The organism is Thermodesulfovibrionales bacterium (assembly GCA_035622735.1).
Classification (GTDB): Bacteria; Nitrospirota; Thermodesulfovibrionia; order Thermodesulfovibrionales; family UBA9159; genus DASPUT01.
On the sequence record DASPUT010000023.1, the window covers coordinates 18,879 to 34,168 of the forward strand.

18 protein-coding genes are annotated in these 15,290 nt (G+C 53.7%); 10 read left to right on the plus strand and 8 right to left on the minus strand.

Features of this window, described 5'->3' with window-relative positions; genetic code table 11:
- Nucleotides 1–75 precede the first annotated feature (75 nt).
- Entirely contained in the window at nt 76–1,761 is a 1,686-nt protein-coding gene (gene ettA / locus VEI96_01005; protein ID HXX56561.1) for an energy-dependent translational throttle protein EttA, read from the plus strand.
- Between the two features lie 42 nt (nt 1,762–1,803).
- Here ettA and VEI96_01010 read toward each other — a convergent pair whose 3' ends face one another.
- Together VEI96_01010 and VEI96_01015 are read right to left on the minus strand one after the other, a co-directional pair.
- Nucleotides 1,804–2,262 carry a hypothetical protein gene (locus VEI96_01010; GenBank protein HXX56562.1) on the minus strand — a complete coding sequence of 153 codons (459 nt, stop codon included), beginning with the start codon at nt 2,260–2,262 and terminating at the stop codon, nt 1,804–1,806.
- 59 nt (nt 2,263–2,321) lie between these two features.
- Nucleotides 2,322–3,200: a cytochrome c3 family protein gene (locus VEI96_01015; protein HXX56563.1), complete on the minus strand. Its 879-nt coding sequence runs from the start codon at nt 3,198–3,200 to the stop codon at nt 2,322–2,324.
- Between the two features lie 299 nt (nt 3,201–3,499).
- Here VEI96_01015 and VEI96_01020 point away from each other — a divergent pair, with 299 nt between their 5' ends.
- The 5 genes from VEI96_01020 (at nt 3,500) to VEI96_01040 (ending at nt 7,456) form a co-directional block, all read left to right on the plus strand.
- On the plus strand, nt 3,500–3,970 hold the full coding sequence (locus VEI96_01020; GenBank protein HXX56564.1) for a hypothetical protein: 471 nt from the start codon (nt 3,500–3,502) through the stop codon (nt 3,968–3,970).
- A 161-nt stretch (nt 3,971–4,131) separates the two neighbouring features.
- Entirely contained in the window at nt 4,132–4,398 is a 267-nt protein-coding gene (locus VEI96_01025; protein HXX56565.1) for a hypothetical protein, read from the plus strand.
- Nucleotides 4,399–4,444: 46 nt separating this feature from the next.
- Nucleotides 4,445–4,789 carry a YajD family HNH nuclease gene (locus VEI96_01030; GenBank protein HXX56566.1) on the plus strand — a complete coding sequence of 115 codons (345 nt, stop codon included), beginning with the start codon at nt 4,445–4,447 and terminating at the stop codon, nt 4,787–4,789.
- Nucleotides 4,790–4,908: 119 nt separating this feature from the next.
- Nucleotides 4,909–6,255 (plus strand): threonine synthase, encoded by a 1,347-nt coding sequence (gene thrC / locus VEI96_01035; GenBank protein HXX56567.1) that lies wholly within the window; start codon nt 4,909–4,911, stop codon nt 6,253–6,255.
- Entirely contained in the window at nt 6,248–7,456 is a 1,209-nt protein-coding gene (locus tag VEI96_01040; protein HXX56568.1) for an aminotransferase class I/II-fold pyridoxal phosphate-dependent enzyme, read from the plus strand. Before thrC ends, VEI96_01040 begins: the two co-directional genes overlap by 8 nt.
- 6 nt (nt 7,457–7,462) lie before the next feature.
- Here VEI96_01040 and VEI96_01045 read toward each other — a convergent pair whose 3' ends face one another.
- Genes VEI96_01045 through VEI96_01055 form a run of 3 tightly spaced genes read right to left on the minus strand, consistent with a single transcriptional unit; the run spans nt 7,463 to nt 8,688 of the window.
- Nucleotides 7,463–8,230, minus strand: a complete 768-nt coding sequence (locus tag VEI96_01045; protein HXX56569.1) for a CBS domain-containing protein — start codon at nt 8,228–8,230, stop codon at nt 7,463–7,465.
- A gap of 37 nt (nt 8,231–8,267) precedes the next feature.
- Nucleotides 8,268–8,528, minus strand: a complete 261-nt coding sequence (locus tag VEI96_01050; protein ID HXX56570.1) for a DUF1059 domain-containing protein — start codon at nt 8,526–8,528, stop codon at nt 8,268–8,270.
- Entirely contained in the window at nt 8,521–8,688 is a 168-nt protein-coding gene (locus VEI96_01055; protein HXX56571.1) for a hypothetical protein, read from the minus strand. The genes VEI96_01050 and VEI96_01055 overlap by 8 nt, the downstream gene beginning before the upstream one ends.
- 348 nt (nt 8,689–9,036) lie before the next feature.
- Here VEI96_01055 and trxB point away from each other — a divergent pair, with 348 nt between their 5' ends.
- Nucleotides 9,037–9,987, plus strand: a complete 951-nt coding sequence (trxB, locus tag VEI96_01060) for a thioredoxin-disulfide reductase (protein ID HXX56572.1) — start codon at nt 9,037–9,039, stop codon at nt 9,985–9,987.
- 19 nt (nt 9,988–10,006) lie between these two features.
- Here trxB and VEI96_01065 read toward each other — a convergent pair whose 3' ends face one another.
- Nucleotides 10,007–10,609 carry a DNA-3-methyladenine glycosylase gene (locus VEI96_01065; GenBank protein HXX56573.1) on the minus strand — a complete coding sequence of 201 codons (603 nt, stop codon included), beginning with the start codon at nt 10,607–10,609 and terminating at the stop codon, nt 10,007–10,009.
- Nucleotides 10,578–11,165: a DNA-3-methyladenine glycosylase I gene (locus VEI96_01070; GenBank protein HXX56574.1), complete on the minus strand. Its 588-nt coding sequence runs from the start codon at nt 11,163–11,165 to the stop codon at nt 10,578–10,580. Before VEI96_01070 ends, VEI96_01065 begins: the two co-directional genes overlap by 32 nt.
- A gap of 280 nt (nt 11,166–11,445) precedes the next feature.
- Between VEI96_01070 and greB the strand changes: the two genes are divergently transcribed.
- Together greB and VEI96_01080 are read left to right on the plus strand one after the other, a co-directional pair.
- A complete protein-coding gene (gene greB, locus VEI96_01075; GenBank protein ID HXX56575.1) occupies nt 11,446–11,940 on the plus strand; it encodes a transcription elongation factor GreB in 495 nt (164 codons plus the stop codon).
- A 407-nt stretch (nt 11,941–12,347) separates the two neighbouring features.
- Complete coding sequence (locus VEI96_01080; protein ID HXX56576.1) at nt 12,348–13,499, plus strand: hypothetical protein; 1,152 nt, start codon at nt 12,348–12,350, stop codon at nt 13,497–13,499.
- 56 nt (nt 13,500–13,555) lie between these two features.
- Here the strand turns inward: VEI96_01080 and VEI96_01085 are convergent, their stop codons facing one another.
- Nucleotides 13,556–14,245 (minus strand): hypothetical protein, encoded by a 690-nt coding sequence (locus VEI96_01085; protein HXX56577.1) that lies wholly within the window; start codon nt 14,243–14,245, stop codon nt 13,556–13,558.
- A gap of 233 nt (nt 14,246–14,478) precedes the next feature.
- Between VEI96_01085 and VEI96_01090 the strand changes: the two genes are divergently transcribed.
- A complete protein-coding gene (locus tag VEI96_01090) occupies nt 14,479–15,282 on the plus strand; it encodes a dienelactone hydrolase family protein (GenBank protein ID HXX56578.1) in 804 nt (267 codons plus the stop codon).
- Nucleotides 15,283–15,290 lie beyond the last annotated feature (8 nt).

Genomic DNA, 15,290 nt, shown 5'->3' on the forward strand with positions numbered 1-15,290 from the left:
TGATTGTGGTATACTTCAAAACCGTTACTGCCTTGACGAGAAGATTATCGGTCTGAAGGAAGGATCTGGAATGCGATGAGCAACGAACCGAATAAAGTCATTTACTCCATGGTCGGGGTGAGCAAATATTATGATAAGAAGCCGGTCTTGAAGGATATCTATCTCTCCTATTTCTATGGGGCGAAGATCGGAGTACTGGGCCTCAACGGATCAGGCAAGAGCTCGCTCCTCCGCATCCTTGCCGGCGCGGATAGAGAGTTCATCGGCGAGACCGTCCTCTCACCTGGTCACAGCGTGGGCTTCCTCGAACAGGAACCGCAGCTCGATGACAAGAAGAGCGTGCGGGATGTCGTCGAGGAGGGTGTTCAGGAGATCGTAGATGCGCTTCGGGAATATAACGGTATCAATGAAAGATTCGCAGAGCCGATGTCGGATGATGAGATGAACAAACTCATCGAACAGCAGGGAAAGGTGCAGGAGAAGCTCGATCTCCTCAATGCATGGGACCTTGATTCACGTCTCGAGATGGCGATGGACGCCCTGCGCTGTCCGCCGGCAGATACACCGGTCAAGGTCCTCTCGGGAGGGGAAAGGAGGCGTGTGGCGCTCTGCAGGCTCCTTCTCCAGAAACCGGATATCTTGCTCTTGGACGAGCCGACCAACCACCTCGATGCCGAGACCGTTGCATGGCTCGAGCGCCACCTGCAAGGCTATCCGGGCACCGTCATCGCCGTGACTCACGACCGGTATTTCCTCGACAATGTTGCCGGATGGATTCTCGAACTCGACAGGGGAGAGGGGATCCCCTGGAAGGGGAATTACTCCTCATGGCTCGCGCAGAAAAAGGACCGTCTGCGGAGGGAGGAGAAGGCCGAGGGCGAGCGGCAGAAGACCCTCCAGCGTGAGCTTGAATGGATACAGATGTCGCCCAAGGGACGCCATGCAAAGGCAAAGGCGCGCATCAATTCCTACGAAACGCTCCTCGGTCAGGACATCGAGAAGCGGTCAAAGGAACTCGAAATCTATATCCCGCCCGGACCCCGCCTGGGTCAGGTTGTGATTGATGCCGATTACGTGTCCAAGGCATACGGCGACAATATTCTCATGGAGGGGATGACCTTCTCTCTGCCACCGGGAGGAATCATCGGAGTCATCGGGCCGAACGGAGCAGGAAAGACGACGCTCTTCAGAATGATAACGGGCCAGGAAAAGCGCGATTCGGGGACGTTTCAAATAGGAGAGACCGTAAAGCTGGCTTATGTCGACCAGAGCAGGGATACCCTCGACCCGAACAAGACGATCTGGGAGGTGATTACCGGCGGTGAAGATTTCATTCAGCTCGGGAGGAGGCAGATCAACTCACGAGCGTACGTGGCTCGTTTTAACTTTTCCGGGTCCGATCAGCAGAAAAAGGTTTCGATGATCTCCGGGGGAGAGAGAAACCGCGTCCATCTCGCCCGGATGCTGAAGGAAGAGGCGAATGTCCTTCTCCTTGACGAACCGACGAATGACCTCGACGTCAACACCATGCGTGCCCTGGAAGAGGCGCTCGAGAATTTTGCGGGTTGCGCCGTCGTCATCAGCCATGACCGGTGGTTTCTCGACCGTGTTGCAACCCATATCCTTGCCTTTGAAGGAGACAGCAAGGTCGTATGGTTCGAAGGGAACTACTCAGAATATGAGGCAGACAGAAAGGCGCGTCTCGGCGCTGCAGCGGATCAGCCCCACCGCATTAAGTACAGGCATCTGTCGAGAGGCTAAGTACCCGGATTTCTCCCGGGGGATTTAGCCGGAGAACCTCCTTCAGCAATTCACTTCCCTGCAGACAGCCATTTCTATGAGGTGAAAACTGCTCTCCGGCGATATGGCTTCCCATGATGCCTGCGGGTGATCGACTGAATGAAGGATATTCTTATTGACGTCGTACAAGATGGTAATCAATTCCCTGTGTCTCTTCCTCAAACAATCTATTTCGGACAGGAAGCCGGTATAGTCGTAGGAGAGCGCCTGGTCTTCTCTGCCTTTAGCCATCAACTGGCTTCGCGCTTCGAGCAGGAAAGCACTCTCACTGTCTGGGACTATCTTGACCCAGAGACTTACCCTGTCGACGGACGGGTAAGCTATGCTCTGTCCATTGATGAAGACATCTTTTTTTAGAGAAATCCACCCTTCAGAATATTCTTCTGCGAATACATGGACTCCCACGACCAAGAGGATGCCGGTGAACGATATCGCCACGGTAAACGCCTGCAGTCTTCTCATAGTTCTCCTCCTTGCACTATGAACACTCGTTTTCCTTCTATTGCGTTCCTTCCTCTCCCTCACATATTGTGACAACCAAAACAGATGCTTTCATTCGGCATCCGGAGTTTGAACGGCGCGTCTTCGCCTGCCCTGGCAGGACCCGAAGAGATGACCCCCTTTTGATGGGGGTTATGACAGGTCGAACAGGTAATCCGGTCCCTATTGAGGAGTGGGAACGTCACTCCGTCTTCAGCCTGAACTTTCATCATATAATCGAGAGTCCGTTTTTTCGGCTTCACCAGGAAATGTCCCTTAAAGAAGCCGTCATTGGCCATGGGGGGATGGCACCTCCAGCAGAGGAAGGCCACATCAGCCTTGAAGGTCACCGTCACAGGACTGACCGTCTCGTCCGGAACAGCGGCATGACAGACGAGGCAGATAGGTTCCCCATCGATCTTTCTTATCGTGCCCTGCTCGTCCGTCATGCGATGCGGGTTTACACGGACGGTAAAGCCCTTGTCATGACAGAGAAAACAGATCTCTGTTCTCGACGCATAGGGCCCTCCTCGCAGGAGCATCGGCCTCCCCGTGCCACCCTGTTCCCCGTGCACCTTATGACACGTGAGACACTTGATCTCTCCATCAAAAAGAGGAAAGGATTCGCGGCCCGCATTCATGAATGTACTCTTCGGTACGAAATTTACCGGATGGTGGTTATCGCTGTAATGATGGCAATCGAGACAGCTGGAAGAGGGCTCTACCCCTTCCGGGAATAGATTGGTTCCAGAGATCTCCTGCGGTGATATTCTGTGGCAGGATACGCAGGAGGCGTGATTCTTATCTGTGACGATATCAGAGGCGCAGACATTTTGATCCTTTAGGAACGGGAGAAATACGAGCAGGAATAACAAGAATATCGCATGCCACCTGAGAGCACTCTTCCCTGTTGCTTTCATGCTTACCTCCCCTAATGGAAAATTTGGTCACAAATTCGTGATCCTTATAGTCTCTTTTTTCCGTCTCTGCTTCAGCGAAACGGGATTTGTTCGGGAACAGGCTAGAGAATAGCACGCATTTATGAAAAGGAAATGAAAGTCTCATTAAGTTATATTCATGATTCAGCTTCTTCGTGTCGGTTCCATAATGTAGTAAAATAGAAATCGCCGAGCCCGGATCTGAGCGATTCTTAATAGTTGGGACCGGGTGATCGCTGTGAACGAAAAGAAGTTACGTAAGGTGATACGGGTGAACATCAGTGATTTCCTCCTCATATAGGAATGACTTCCTCTATGTTGCATTGCGGCCCGACATAAGCAGGGGCGAGGGCGTCCTGATCTATTGTTCAGGCGTCAACGTTTCCCGCTTTGGACCGATTACCAGGGGGCGGCATGGTATCGGTTCAAATCCTTCCGTGAGGGGGCTGCAACTGGTAAATCTCGGCGTGAGGGACCTGGCGCTTTCAAAAGGAGCGACTCCGAAGGCTGTTCGGGGAAATGTCTGTGGAGGAATTGTCCCGACAGGGGATACCTGGTACACCGAGGCCCTGTTGCTCGAAAATGCGCCCGTGTTGTCTCTCGACGAGATAATCGATTATGCGGTAACAAACCTCGTCAGGAAAATCTTCAAGGCTTCAATGCTCGATCTCCACCTGCCCGATAAACCCTTCCAGCCGGATGAACTTCAAGTCTTTCTTGAGGACCTCTGCAAGAAATACGGCGGGCTGTAATCTGATATAATACATAACGTAACCGCTTCTGACGGACTTCGGGATCTCTCCCTTTTTTTACGGGTCTTTTGAGGGGAGGATCCGATGTATTGTTGAAGGCGTGAGGCATGAGAGGTTGTCCCATTCCCCCTGTGATGCGGAGACGAGAAGATGAAGAGATCATGACCGGTTTCAGGATGCTCCGGACGCGTCAATTAATCGCTCTCTCGGTGACCCTGGTCCTCCTTGTACTTCTTGCTTTGCTCTATCGTCGCCCGGATCTCTTCGGAGAATTTTCAAAAGGTGCGATCGATACTGCGCAGATTGTACTCATCATGGCGTTTATCGCGTTCAGCGTCTTTAACTGGAGATGCCCTGCATGCAAGAAATATCTGGGCTCAGATATCAGCAGACGCACATGCAGACGGTGCGGGGCCAGATTGCGATAATCCGCGTTTGCCGTTATTCCTGCAGCTGAGAGAGGAGGCGAATTTCTTGGGAGGAAGACAGAGAATAAAGTTCAGGAAACCACGCCCGCAAAAACCCTCGGGAGAGAGAACCGCAGCCGAAATCATCAGGGAATTGAAGGAGTCTCCCGCAAGTGCTTCGGGCTATAGGGAAGCGTCTCTGAAAATCCACGGCCTGATCTGCGCCAAATGCGGAAGAGAGTTCGATTTCAAGGACCGGAATCTCCTTACGGTCCACCATAAGGACGGGAATCACCGGAGCAATCCCCCTGACGGCTCTAACTGGGAGAATCTCTGTGTTTACTGCCATGAGGATGAGCACAGCCGGGGGCTTCTCGCGGATTATCTCAAGGGGAAAGGTGGCAATCCATGAACTCAAGCCGACGAAGCAACGCGCTCTTGGGTAGAGATGCGAAGAACAGTGTTGCTCAACTGTTGGGCGTTATGATAATCTTCTCTTAAGTCTGAAGAACGTGATTCTTGAAGGTGCCTATGCCATATCGAGCCTGGTTTCAATGTATCAACGAGCAGTGTAAAGCGATCTATCCACTGAACTCGATCATTTACCGTTGCAAGACCTGCGGCTCACTCCTCGAAGTGCAGCACGACATGAAGGCCCTTGCCCGCCGTGACGCCAAGGCTTGGATGAAGCTCTTCGAGGACCGCTACAAGTCGACCCAGTGGCCATACGGTTCGGGCGTGTGGGGCAAGAAGGAATGGATCCTCCCGAAGATCGAGGACGACAACATCGTTTCGCTCTATGAAGGCGGTACCAACCTCTTCTGGGCCGAGCGATTCGGCAAGATGATCGGCTGCGACAACCTCTGGATCAAACTATGCGGCAACTCCCACAGCGGGTCATTCAAGGACCTCGGTATGACGGTGCTTGTTTCGATGGTCAAGCAGATGATCAGTGAAGGTTCGCCGATCAAGGCCGTTGCCTGTGCCTCTACGGGTGATACGTCAGCTGCCCTGGCAGTCTACTGCGCTGCCGCGGGCATTCAGTCCGTCGTGTTGCTGCCCAGGGGAAAAATCTCGATAGCCCAGCTGGTGCAGCCCATCGCCAACGGCGCCCTCGTGTTGTCGCTGGACACTGACTTCGACGGCTGCATGCGCATCGTACAGGAGATTACCGAGGACGAGACGATCTACCTGGCTAATTCGATGAATTCGTTACGCATCGAGGGGCAGAAGACCGTTGGTATCGAGATTGTCCAGCAATTCGACTGGGAGGTTCCCGACGTGATTATCATTCCCGGCGGCAACCTTGGGAACGTCTCGGCTCTGGGCAGCGGGCTGCTCATGATGCGGGACCTTGATCTGATCGCCAGGCTGCCGAGAATCGTCGTTGCACAGGCCGAGCGTGCCAATCCTCTCTACCGCTCCTATCTCAAGAACTTCGAGACCTTCGAGCCGATGCACGCTGAAAAGACGCTCGCCAGCGCGATCCAGATCGGGAACCCTGTCAGTGTCCAGAAGGCGATACGCACGCTGAAGAAGTTCGACGGCATCGTCGCAGACGCGACCGAACAGGAACTGGCCGATGCCGCTGCGCTCGGCGATACCACGGGGATGTTCAACTGCCCGCACACCGGCGTTGCTCTCGCCGCGTTGATGAAGCTGATAAAAGCCGGCAAGATAGACAAGTCAGAGCACGTCGTAGTCATCTCGACCGCTCACGGTCTCAAGTTCACCGACTTTAAGGTCGGTTATCACGAGGGGTCACTCGGCTTCCCCTGCCGGTACGCCAACAAACCGATCGAGCTGCCGGCGCGGATGGACGCAATCAAGGAAGCCTTGCAGGACGCATTGAAGAAGAGGAGGAGCAGAAATGTCTAAGAGGAAGCCAAAAGATAAGAGCCGGAAACCGGCTACCCTCGGTGTCCACGGCACAGACCGCGTCCCCCATGCCCACTATGCGGTATCGATGCCGATCGTGCATACCTCCAATTACTACTTCAACAACACCGCCGAGGTCTACGAGTTCATGAAGGCCAAGAGCGAGGGACGGGTCATACGCGAGCACGAATACGGTCGCTACGGAAATCCGACCCAGACGGAATGCGAGCGGAAGCTGGCCGCCCTCGAAGGCGCCGAGCGCGCTGTGCTCTTCTCGACCGGTATGGCTGCCGTGATTCTGACCCTGATGACATACATGCGCCGGGACGGGCACATCATCTTCACGAATGACTGTTACCGGCAGACTCGCGACTTTGCGACGAACCTGCTCGCCGAGTTCGGCCTGCAGGTTTCACTCGTAGACCCCACCGCCAAGGCCATCGAAAAAGCGATCAGACCGAAGACCAACATCATCTTCACGGAGTCGCCTACGAACCCCTACCTCCGATGCCTGGACCTCCCTGCGGTAGTGAAGGTCGCCAAAGAGCATAATGTACTGACCGTCATCGACGCGACCCTCGCGACCCCGTACAACATCAAGCCGCTTGAGATGGGAGTGGATATCGTCGTCCATTCCGCCACGAAGTATCTCGGCGGGCATAATGACTTGCTGGCCGGTGTTGCACTCGGCAGGCGTGAACTGTTGAATGATCTCTACCGCATGCAACGGATGTTCGGTGCCACGCCGGGACCGCTCTCCTGCTTTTTGCTCGAACGGGGCCTGAAGACCTTTGCACTCCGCATGGCGCACCATAATACGGCCGGACTCGCCGTCGCGCGCATGCTCGAATCGCACCCGAAGATCGAGAAGGTATGGTATCCTGCCCTTCGGTCGCACCCGGATTACAATATTGTAAAAAAACAGATGAAGGGCTTCGGCAGCGTGGTCACTTTCCTTGTGAGGGGCGGCGACAGAGAGACGAGGAAATTCATCGACGGACTCGACCTTTTCCTGATCACGCCGAGCCTCGGCGGCAGCGAGAGCCTTGTCACGCAGATGGCGCCGATGTCCTTCTTCGATTATCCTGCCGAGTACCGCAGGGAGATCGGGATGGTGGACAATCTGGTCAGGCTCGCCCTGGGTCTCGAGGACGTAGACGACCTCATCGAGGACCTGATTCAGGCATTGGACGCAATCTGAAACGGCTCATTGGTTTGCGGAATCGGGAGCACCGCCCGAAAGCTTTTTCCCCATCGCCTTTACGATATCAGAGCGTGAAATAAGGCCGATGAGTCTTTCGTATTTGTCTACAACGGGCAGTCGTCGTATCCTGCGGCCGTCCATGATTCGCACGGCTTCGCTGATCTCGGTATCGAGATAGACGGTGATCGCCGGCGACGTCATGATATCTCCCACGAGATGTCCCATCTTCCGCTCGGGCAGAGGATGACCGACGATAGAACGCAATATTTCTTTAAAAGTGTGCGCCCTCCGCGATCCGACCATCGAAACGACGTCCGCTTCGGAGATTATGCCGACGACGCGGCTCTCTCTGTCGACGACGGGAAGACCGCTGATATTTTTTTCTGACAGGAGCTTCACCGCAAGGCTGATATCGTCGAACTTGCTGACTGAAAGGACATCGCGCGTCATCGCGTCCCGGACCCGCATCGAGGACGCACAACGCGCTTGCGCGTGTCTCAAGGCGACCGCGTATATCTTTTGGAGGTCCTCTGCCGTGAGGGTAACGCCGAGTTTCAGGTCCCTGACAGCAGCCGCGACATCTTCGTCGCAGATCTCATTCTGTATGCTCTCAAGTTCGTAGCTTTCCACAAAACCGCCCTTGGCAGAAATCACGTATACGTACATGATAATGACAGGAGCAGGAATATGCAAGGGGCTTATGCCCCATCTCTTTGCGTCTCGCCCGAGGAGATCTATTCCATTCTGCCGAAGAGCGAAAAAAAACGGCATGCGATGAAACTCATTCGATGCCGTTCAATCATTCGATTCAGCTGATTCTTTCATCGTGTACCTTCGGGCGCCACGAATCGAGGTAGTCTTTTGTGACCTCTTTTATGTCGTGATCTCTCTTGGCATGTTCAGAAGCCTTCTTAAGAACTTCGTCTACGGTTCTTCCCCGCGCTTGAAAGGCGCAGTTGACGCCTATATCTTTGCAGGACAATACTTTCATGATTGCCTCCTTTCTAACGCTACGTCTCAGGGAAAGCTCCCTCTTTGAATTCCCCTTCCCGTTTATGCTCTCAGACAACTTTCTTGAGGAGTCTTCTCACCGAATCCTCCTCATCGCGGAGAGCAGCGCGCCATTCGCGACTATCGGTTTTTGCCTTTTCACCCTCAAGCTCCACTTCGAGAACTTCAAGGGCACGCCTAAGCGTCTCTCTTTCTTTCTGGTCTAATTCGAGTAACATCGTATTCACCTCATTTTGTCGACCCAATAAGCTGCCCCTCTGTTGAAGGTCCGAATATTCGTATTCATCACTCCTGATTTCATGCTACAACTGCGCATGCATTTGCGCAATCATGAAACTTTGATGAGGATATTCGTTTATTGACAAGATGTGGGCAGAAATTTGCAAATACTAAGGAATGCTTCTCTTATTTTCTTTCTACTTCCTTTATCTCGGTTTTACACGAATAGTGTTCATAGCAACGCAATAGCTGCCTTGGGAACTTTCCAATTTTTATGGTATATTTGACTATTAGGTGATTCCATCCTGAATCCGGATGGAGCGGGAATTGCCCTGTAGGTAAGTGTCATGGCGAACAGCGAGATTTATGAGGCGATCATTGTCGGAGGGGGTCCTGCGGGACTCGCGGCGGGCCTCTATTGCAAGAGGGCTGCGCTGAAAACGGTCCTTTTCGAGAAAGGCTTGATCGGCGGTCAGATCGCGATATCAAAAGATGTCGAGAACTACCCGGGCCTGGAGGGTATAACCGGATTCGACCTTGCTGAGAAGCTCGTCCATCAGGCTCAGTCATTCGGGTTGAACATAATCCAGGAGGAGGTCGAGACGGTAAATGCAGGCGCCGGTCTGCATTCGGTCCGGCTTGCGAACGGTGATCTGCTCGAGACCGTAGCCCTCATACTCGCGCCGGGCGGCTCGGTGAGGAAACTCGGTATCCCCGGTGAAGCAGAATACCTCGGCATCGGCGTTTCCTACTGCGCAACCTGTGACGGGTTCTTCTTCAGAGATAAGACCGTTGTTGTTGTCGGCGGGGGCGACACCGCAGTCGAGGAGGCGCTGTACCTGTCGAAACTCACGAGGAAGGTCTACCTCGTTCACAGGGGAAATGCGCTCCGCGCGAGCAAAATACTTCAGGGTCGCCTGATGAGCGAGCGTGGTATAGAAATCATCTGGAATACGACCCTTACCGCGATCAAGGGTGACGGAAAATCCGTTGGCGCCGTTGCGTTCAAGAATGTCCTCACCGGGGAAACGGGAGAATTCGAGACGGAGGGAGTCTTCATCTTTATTGGTTATTCACCGAATAATCAGTTGATCCCCCCTCAAGTTATGATGAACGAAAGGGGTTTCGTAATTACGGACGATACGTGTGCTACGAACGTTCCCGGCATCTTTGCCGCCGGTGACTTGCGACAGAAGTTTGCGAACCAGATCGTCGTTGCTGCGGCTGACGGATGTATTGCAGCACTGGCTGCAGCGCATTATGTGGAGCTTCAGAAGGCCGGAACCAAGTCGTCCTGATGCGGCAGGCGGAACCGTCTTAAGAACGTAGGCGCTGCCGACCGCTCACAAAAGGATTGCCTCGCTCATAGAAGCGAAGCATGCGGTCGGCGGCCCGTGTGATGCCGATGCGTTCACTCCTCCCAATGGGGCCGGATTCTCTCACTTCTCTTCCGAGCCGGAGCGGCCCGCCTGCACAGAGGTCGGCACCGTCATATCGTTTATCAATACCCATCGCCGAGGCGAGTCTGCCCGGGCCCCTGGCGAGGTCGAGCACCCTTCTTGTGCGGCGATGGCGCACCATTAACGTGATTCCATCGAGAGGTTCGAGTGCACGCAAAAGCACCCCGGCGCCAATACCGTCCAGCTCGCTCGAAATGTTGAGAAGATACGAGGTTCCGTATGCGAGGTGGACGTAGGCATGTCCTCGAGCGAGATAGAGAGACCGATTGCCCTTTGTTGGTCCGCGAAAGGCGTGTCCGCTCGGATCACCGACCGGATATGCCTCCGTCTCGACAATACGTCCCATCAACCTCTCCACGGGGAGGTCATGGATAAGCGTCTTGCCGATGAGATACCGAGCGAGTTCGACAGTATCGATGGGCAGTTCCTTACGATGAAGACGACGGATGACTGAGTCCACGGTATCTGAAGCAGCCCGTCGTATGGTCGTTCACCATTCCGACCGCCTGCATGAAGGCGTAACAGATAATCGGACCGACAAAGGCAAACCCCCGCTTCGAAAGGTCCATGCTCATGGCATCTGATTCAGGTGTTCTTGAGGGAACTTCCTTCGCGATCCTCCACGAGTTCACCTTCGGTTTGCCGCCCGTAAACTGCCAGATGTACGCGTCGAAGCTCCCGTACTCCTTCTGAACCCTGAGATAGGCCCGGGCATTCCAGATGGCTGCATTGATCTTCAGTCTGTTCCTGATTATCCCCTCGTCTTTCATCAACGATTCGACTTTTCTTTCATCGTAACGAGAGATCATCTTTGCATCAAATCCATCAAAGACATGCCGGTAATGTTCTCTCTTCCTGAGGATGATAGGCCAACGCAACCCGGCCTGCACCCCCTCCAACAGCAGGAATTCGAAGAGCTTTCTCTCATCGTGGAGAGGCACCCCCCATTCCCTGTCATGGTACTTCTTGACGAGTTCGTCATCGGTAACCCATCTGCATCTGGTCTTCAGAACCATCGCATCATCCCGTAGACCGCTTCCTGAAAAGTTCAGAAGGTAGGTCGATCGCCCCTTGAGAGGGCAGACGCAACCCTCGATAAATAGCTACGAAGAGGTTTGACTTCATAGATTATTCGGTCTCTCTCCTGTCACGGACTCTGATTAAAGTCTATCTCAAAGAAACCGCTTGTCAATGGAGGAGCTACCCGTGGAGGCCAAAAGGGGAGAGGAGACTCGCTTATCTACGTCCCATCTCCAAGAGAAAAAAGCGATTCCGGTATAATAAACTGGAGGAGAAATGCAAAAGCCAGTACATGGGAAGACGGGTATTTCGCCCTATATCACGCCGGAAGGCCAAAGTCGATTACAAGAGGAGCTCTCCCATTTATGGAAGCATAAACGGCCCCAGGTTACTCAGGCTGTTGCTGATGCCGCTGCGATGGGCGATCGTTCGGAGAACGCTGAGTACATTTATGGTAAGAAGCAACTGCGGCAGATCGATTCCCGCATACGGTTTCTCACAAGGAGGTTGAGCGAGCTGATCGTCGTTGACAGGATACCCGATGACACCTCAAGGGTATTCTTCGGTGCTTGGGTTGAAATTGAGGACACCGATGGAAATGTATTCCGATATCGCATTGTCGGTCCTGATGAATTCGATCCTGAAAAGGGGTTTATCAGCATCGACTCACCTATGGCCAGAGCGTTGTTACGGCGGAAGGAGGGCGATGAGGTCGTCGTGAACGTCCAGAACAGCACCAGCGCCTTTGTCGTGCTTTCCGTCCGGTATTGATTCTGCTCGCTTAACCTTTCGCAGTTCCTAGGTTGACCGTTCGAAATGGAGAAAAGCCTCTCTCGTTGTTCGTCATTCGCAGGATTTTTGTATCTTATGCGACAAAAAGAGCGTGACACATTCTGAGAATCGGGAGAACTTGACAGTATGAGGTTTCGCGATAGACTTGATCTAAGAGGTGAGGACAACCGGTCCGAGCCACGTTCCGAAGCAGCGAGCGGCCCGGAAAAACTGAAAGAGACAGCGAATATCGACCGCACAGACACAGGCAACAGGGAGACCCCGGCAGTCGTTCAGCAAAGGCTTCAGGCTGATGATTCCATAGCCATGCTATCGCCATCTTTGTTGAAAGCTTCCAAGCCCCGATTCTTGAAAGTAAAGAAGTGAAACGGGAGAGTTCTCTGTCTATGGTTCGGGAGCTTATGATCGAATTTGCCGATCGTACGGGACTCTTATCCGACAAGAAGCCTCCTCGTCGATACTTATGGACTGACGCCTTCGCAGTTTGCAACTTCCTTGAGCTCTATCATGATACAGGTGATGAGCACTATCGCCGCCTCGCGCTGAGCCTTGTCGATCAGGTCCATGCCATACTCGGCAGACACCGTGAAGACGACACGCGAAACGGCTGGATCAGCGGGCTCGGAGAGCAGGAAGGCAGACTGCATCCTACCATAGGCGGTTTGCGTATCGGTAAACAGATGAACGAGCGAAGGCCTTCCGATCCCTTTGATGAAGACCTGGAAAGGGACCGGGACGGGCAGTACTACCATTACCTGACGAAGTGGATGCATGCCCTGAATCGCGTCAGCCGGATCACGGGGGATGCAACGTACCTTACGTGGGCGATGGAGCTGGCGAAAACGGTCCATGCAAGGTTCACCTACGTCCCGTTGTCGCAACGGCAGAGACGTATGTACTGGAAGATGAGCATAGACCCTTCCTATCCTCTCGTGCCATCTATGGGTCACCATGATCCTCTCGACGGATATATCACTTACAACGAGCTTCAGGCTAGCGCGGGCGAAATTGCCGGAGGATCGACGTTGCCGGACCTCTCCGGCGAGATTGCCGATATGGCCGCTATCTGCAGAGGGAAAAGCTGGGCCACGGACGACCCCCTTGGAATAGGCGATGCCCTGTGCATTGCCTGCAAGGTGGTCCAGCTGTTCGCGAAGGGTCATTTTGAAGAAACCGACTTGTTCGAGAATTTATTGGATTCTTCCCTGGTCGGTTTGGAATCCTATGCCGGAAGGCATTTCCTGCAACTTCCCATTGAATACCGTCTCGCCTTTCGGGAGCTCGGACTATCGATCGGATTGCGCGCTGTCGAAAAGATGCGCGGATTGATGAGGAAAAGGCCGGATCTCTTCGATAGGGAACGCCGGATAGATTCGCGGGTTGAAACCCTGATGCGGCATGCGCCGATTACTGAAACCATCGAAACTCTCTGGCTCCAGGGCCCGAGCAGAGAAGCGAGGAGTTGGACTGCCCATCGCGATATCAATACGGTGATGTTGGCAACGAGCCTCGCCCCTGACGAGTATCTGACCCTTTGAGCAGAATCGATAAGGGAGAGGGAATCGCGCAGAAGGTCAGCAAACTGAGAGAAAAATTAGAGCGCCGTCAGGAGCAGAGAGGGTTCACCTCGCTCGATCTTTATCTTTACGTGAAGGCCTTTCAACTTGAGTCTGTAGTCGCCGGGGAGGGGAACAGACTTCCAGTCGAGCCGATCGAGGAGCGAATGGAGTTTCTCGGAAGTCGTGGCTCCCCAGATCTCTCTGAGACCTCCTTCGTCGTTGAAATAGAGCAAGACCTCGGCCGTGCCATCGCTCCCCCCTTCCGAGTAGTCAGTTTCGATACCCTTGTGGAGAGCTTTCTTGATAGACTCCGATGCAATTTCCGCAAAGGTCGAGGCGCGGAAAACAAAGGCGTGGTGGATCTGTGCGAGCCTCGTCATCTCCTGTCCCTGGGCGGCCATGTCCGCGGTAGTCGTCGGAGAAGTTTCGGGACCCTTCGCCGGTTCGGTGATTGACTGGGGTTTTCCCTCATCGTTCACTTCCTTATCTGCCGGGAGCTCGGTCTCGACGGCTCTTTCTTCGGCTGCCTCCGCTGGCTTGGCGGTCTTGATCTGCGCGTCGGTTCTTGTCTGACTGGCGTCCGTCGTCAGCCCCGGGTTGTCCTCGTAAAGTGCAACCGTTAGGGCCGGAGGCGCTTTCGGATGAAACTGCGAGACTGCTGCGAGAAGCAGTACCGCGATGAGATGGACGAAGACCGAAGAAATGCACTGTTCCTTGATATTCATGACTATTATTTTACACTGGGAGGGTCTACAAAAACCACTCGCAAAAAGAGTACGCGAAAATGCGAGTGAAGCTTCAAACCCCTGAATCCTTCCGAACGTTGGGCTTCTCATTTATTTGACGGGAAGAGGCAAGAGTTCTGAAGAGGATGTTTGTACCCTCCCCGATTTCTGATAGACTTTAGACAGAGCCTATATTGATCTCGGGCAAACGGATGCAAGGGAAGGAGGATTTCATGGAAAAGATATTGCCTGTACTCTTTATTTTTTCGCTGGTCGTAACGGCTGGAGGTTTTGCGGCAAAGCAGGATATCGAAGGGAAGGCGGTGAGCTACAGCGCGCAGGGGGTGGTGATGAAGGGTTACCTTGCCTACGATAAGGGTATTTCGGGCAGGAGACCCGGTGTCCTTGTCGTTCACGAATGGTGGGGACTGAACGACTATACCCGTAAGCGTGCGAGGATGCTTGCAGAGATGGGCTATACCGCCCTCGCTCTCGACATGTATGGCGGGGGGAAGCAGGCGATTCATCCTGATGACGCGGGGAAATTCTCATCGGAGCTCATGAAGAACTTTGACGTCGCAAAGGCCCGGTTTATGGCAGCTCTCGATTTTCTCAAGCAACAGCCGACGGTTGACCCTCTTCGAATCGCTGCCATTGGATATTGCTTCGGAGGAGGGGTGGTGCTGAACATGGCACGGGAGGGCGTTGACCTGAAAGGGGTCGCGAGTTTCCACGGTGGCCTCAACGCAGTGAAACCAGCCCAGCCCGGAGCGGTGAAGGCCAAAGTCCTTGTGCTGCACGGAGCGGATGACAAGTTCATCACGCCCGAGCAGATTGACGCGTTCAAAAACGAGATGAAGAATGCCGGAGTTGATTATCGGTTCATCGCTTATCCGGGAGCGATCCACGGCTTCACGAACCCCGAAGCAGATGAATACGCGAAGAAGTTTAATCTCCCGCTCGGCTATAACGCAGAAGCCGACAGGAAGTCGTGGGAGGAGCTTGAGAAGTTTCTCTCGACAATATTCGAGAAATAGTCTGAGAT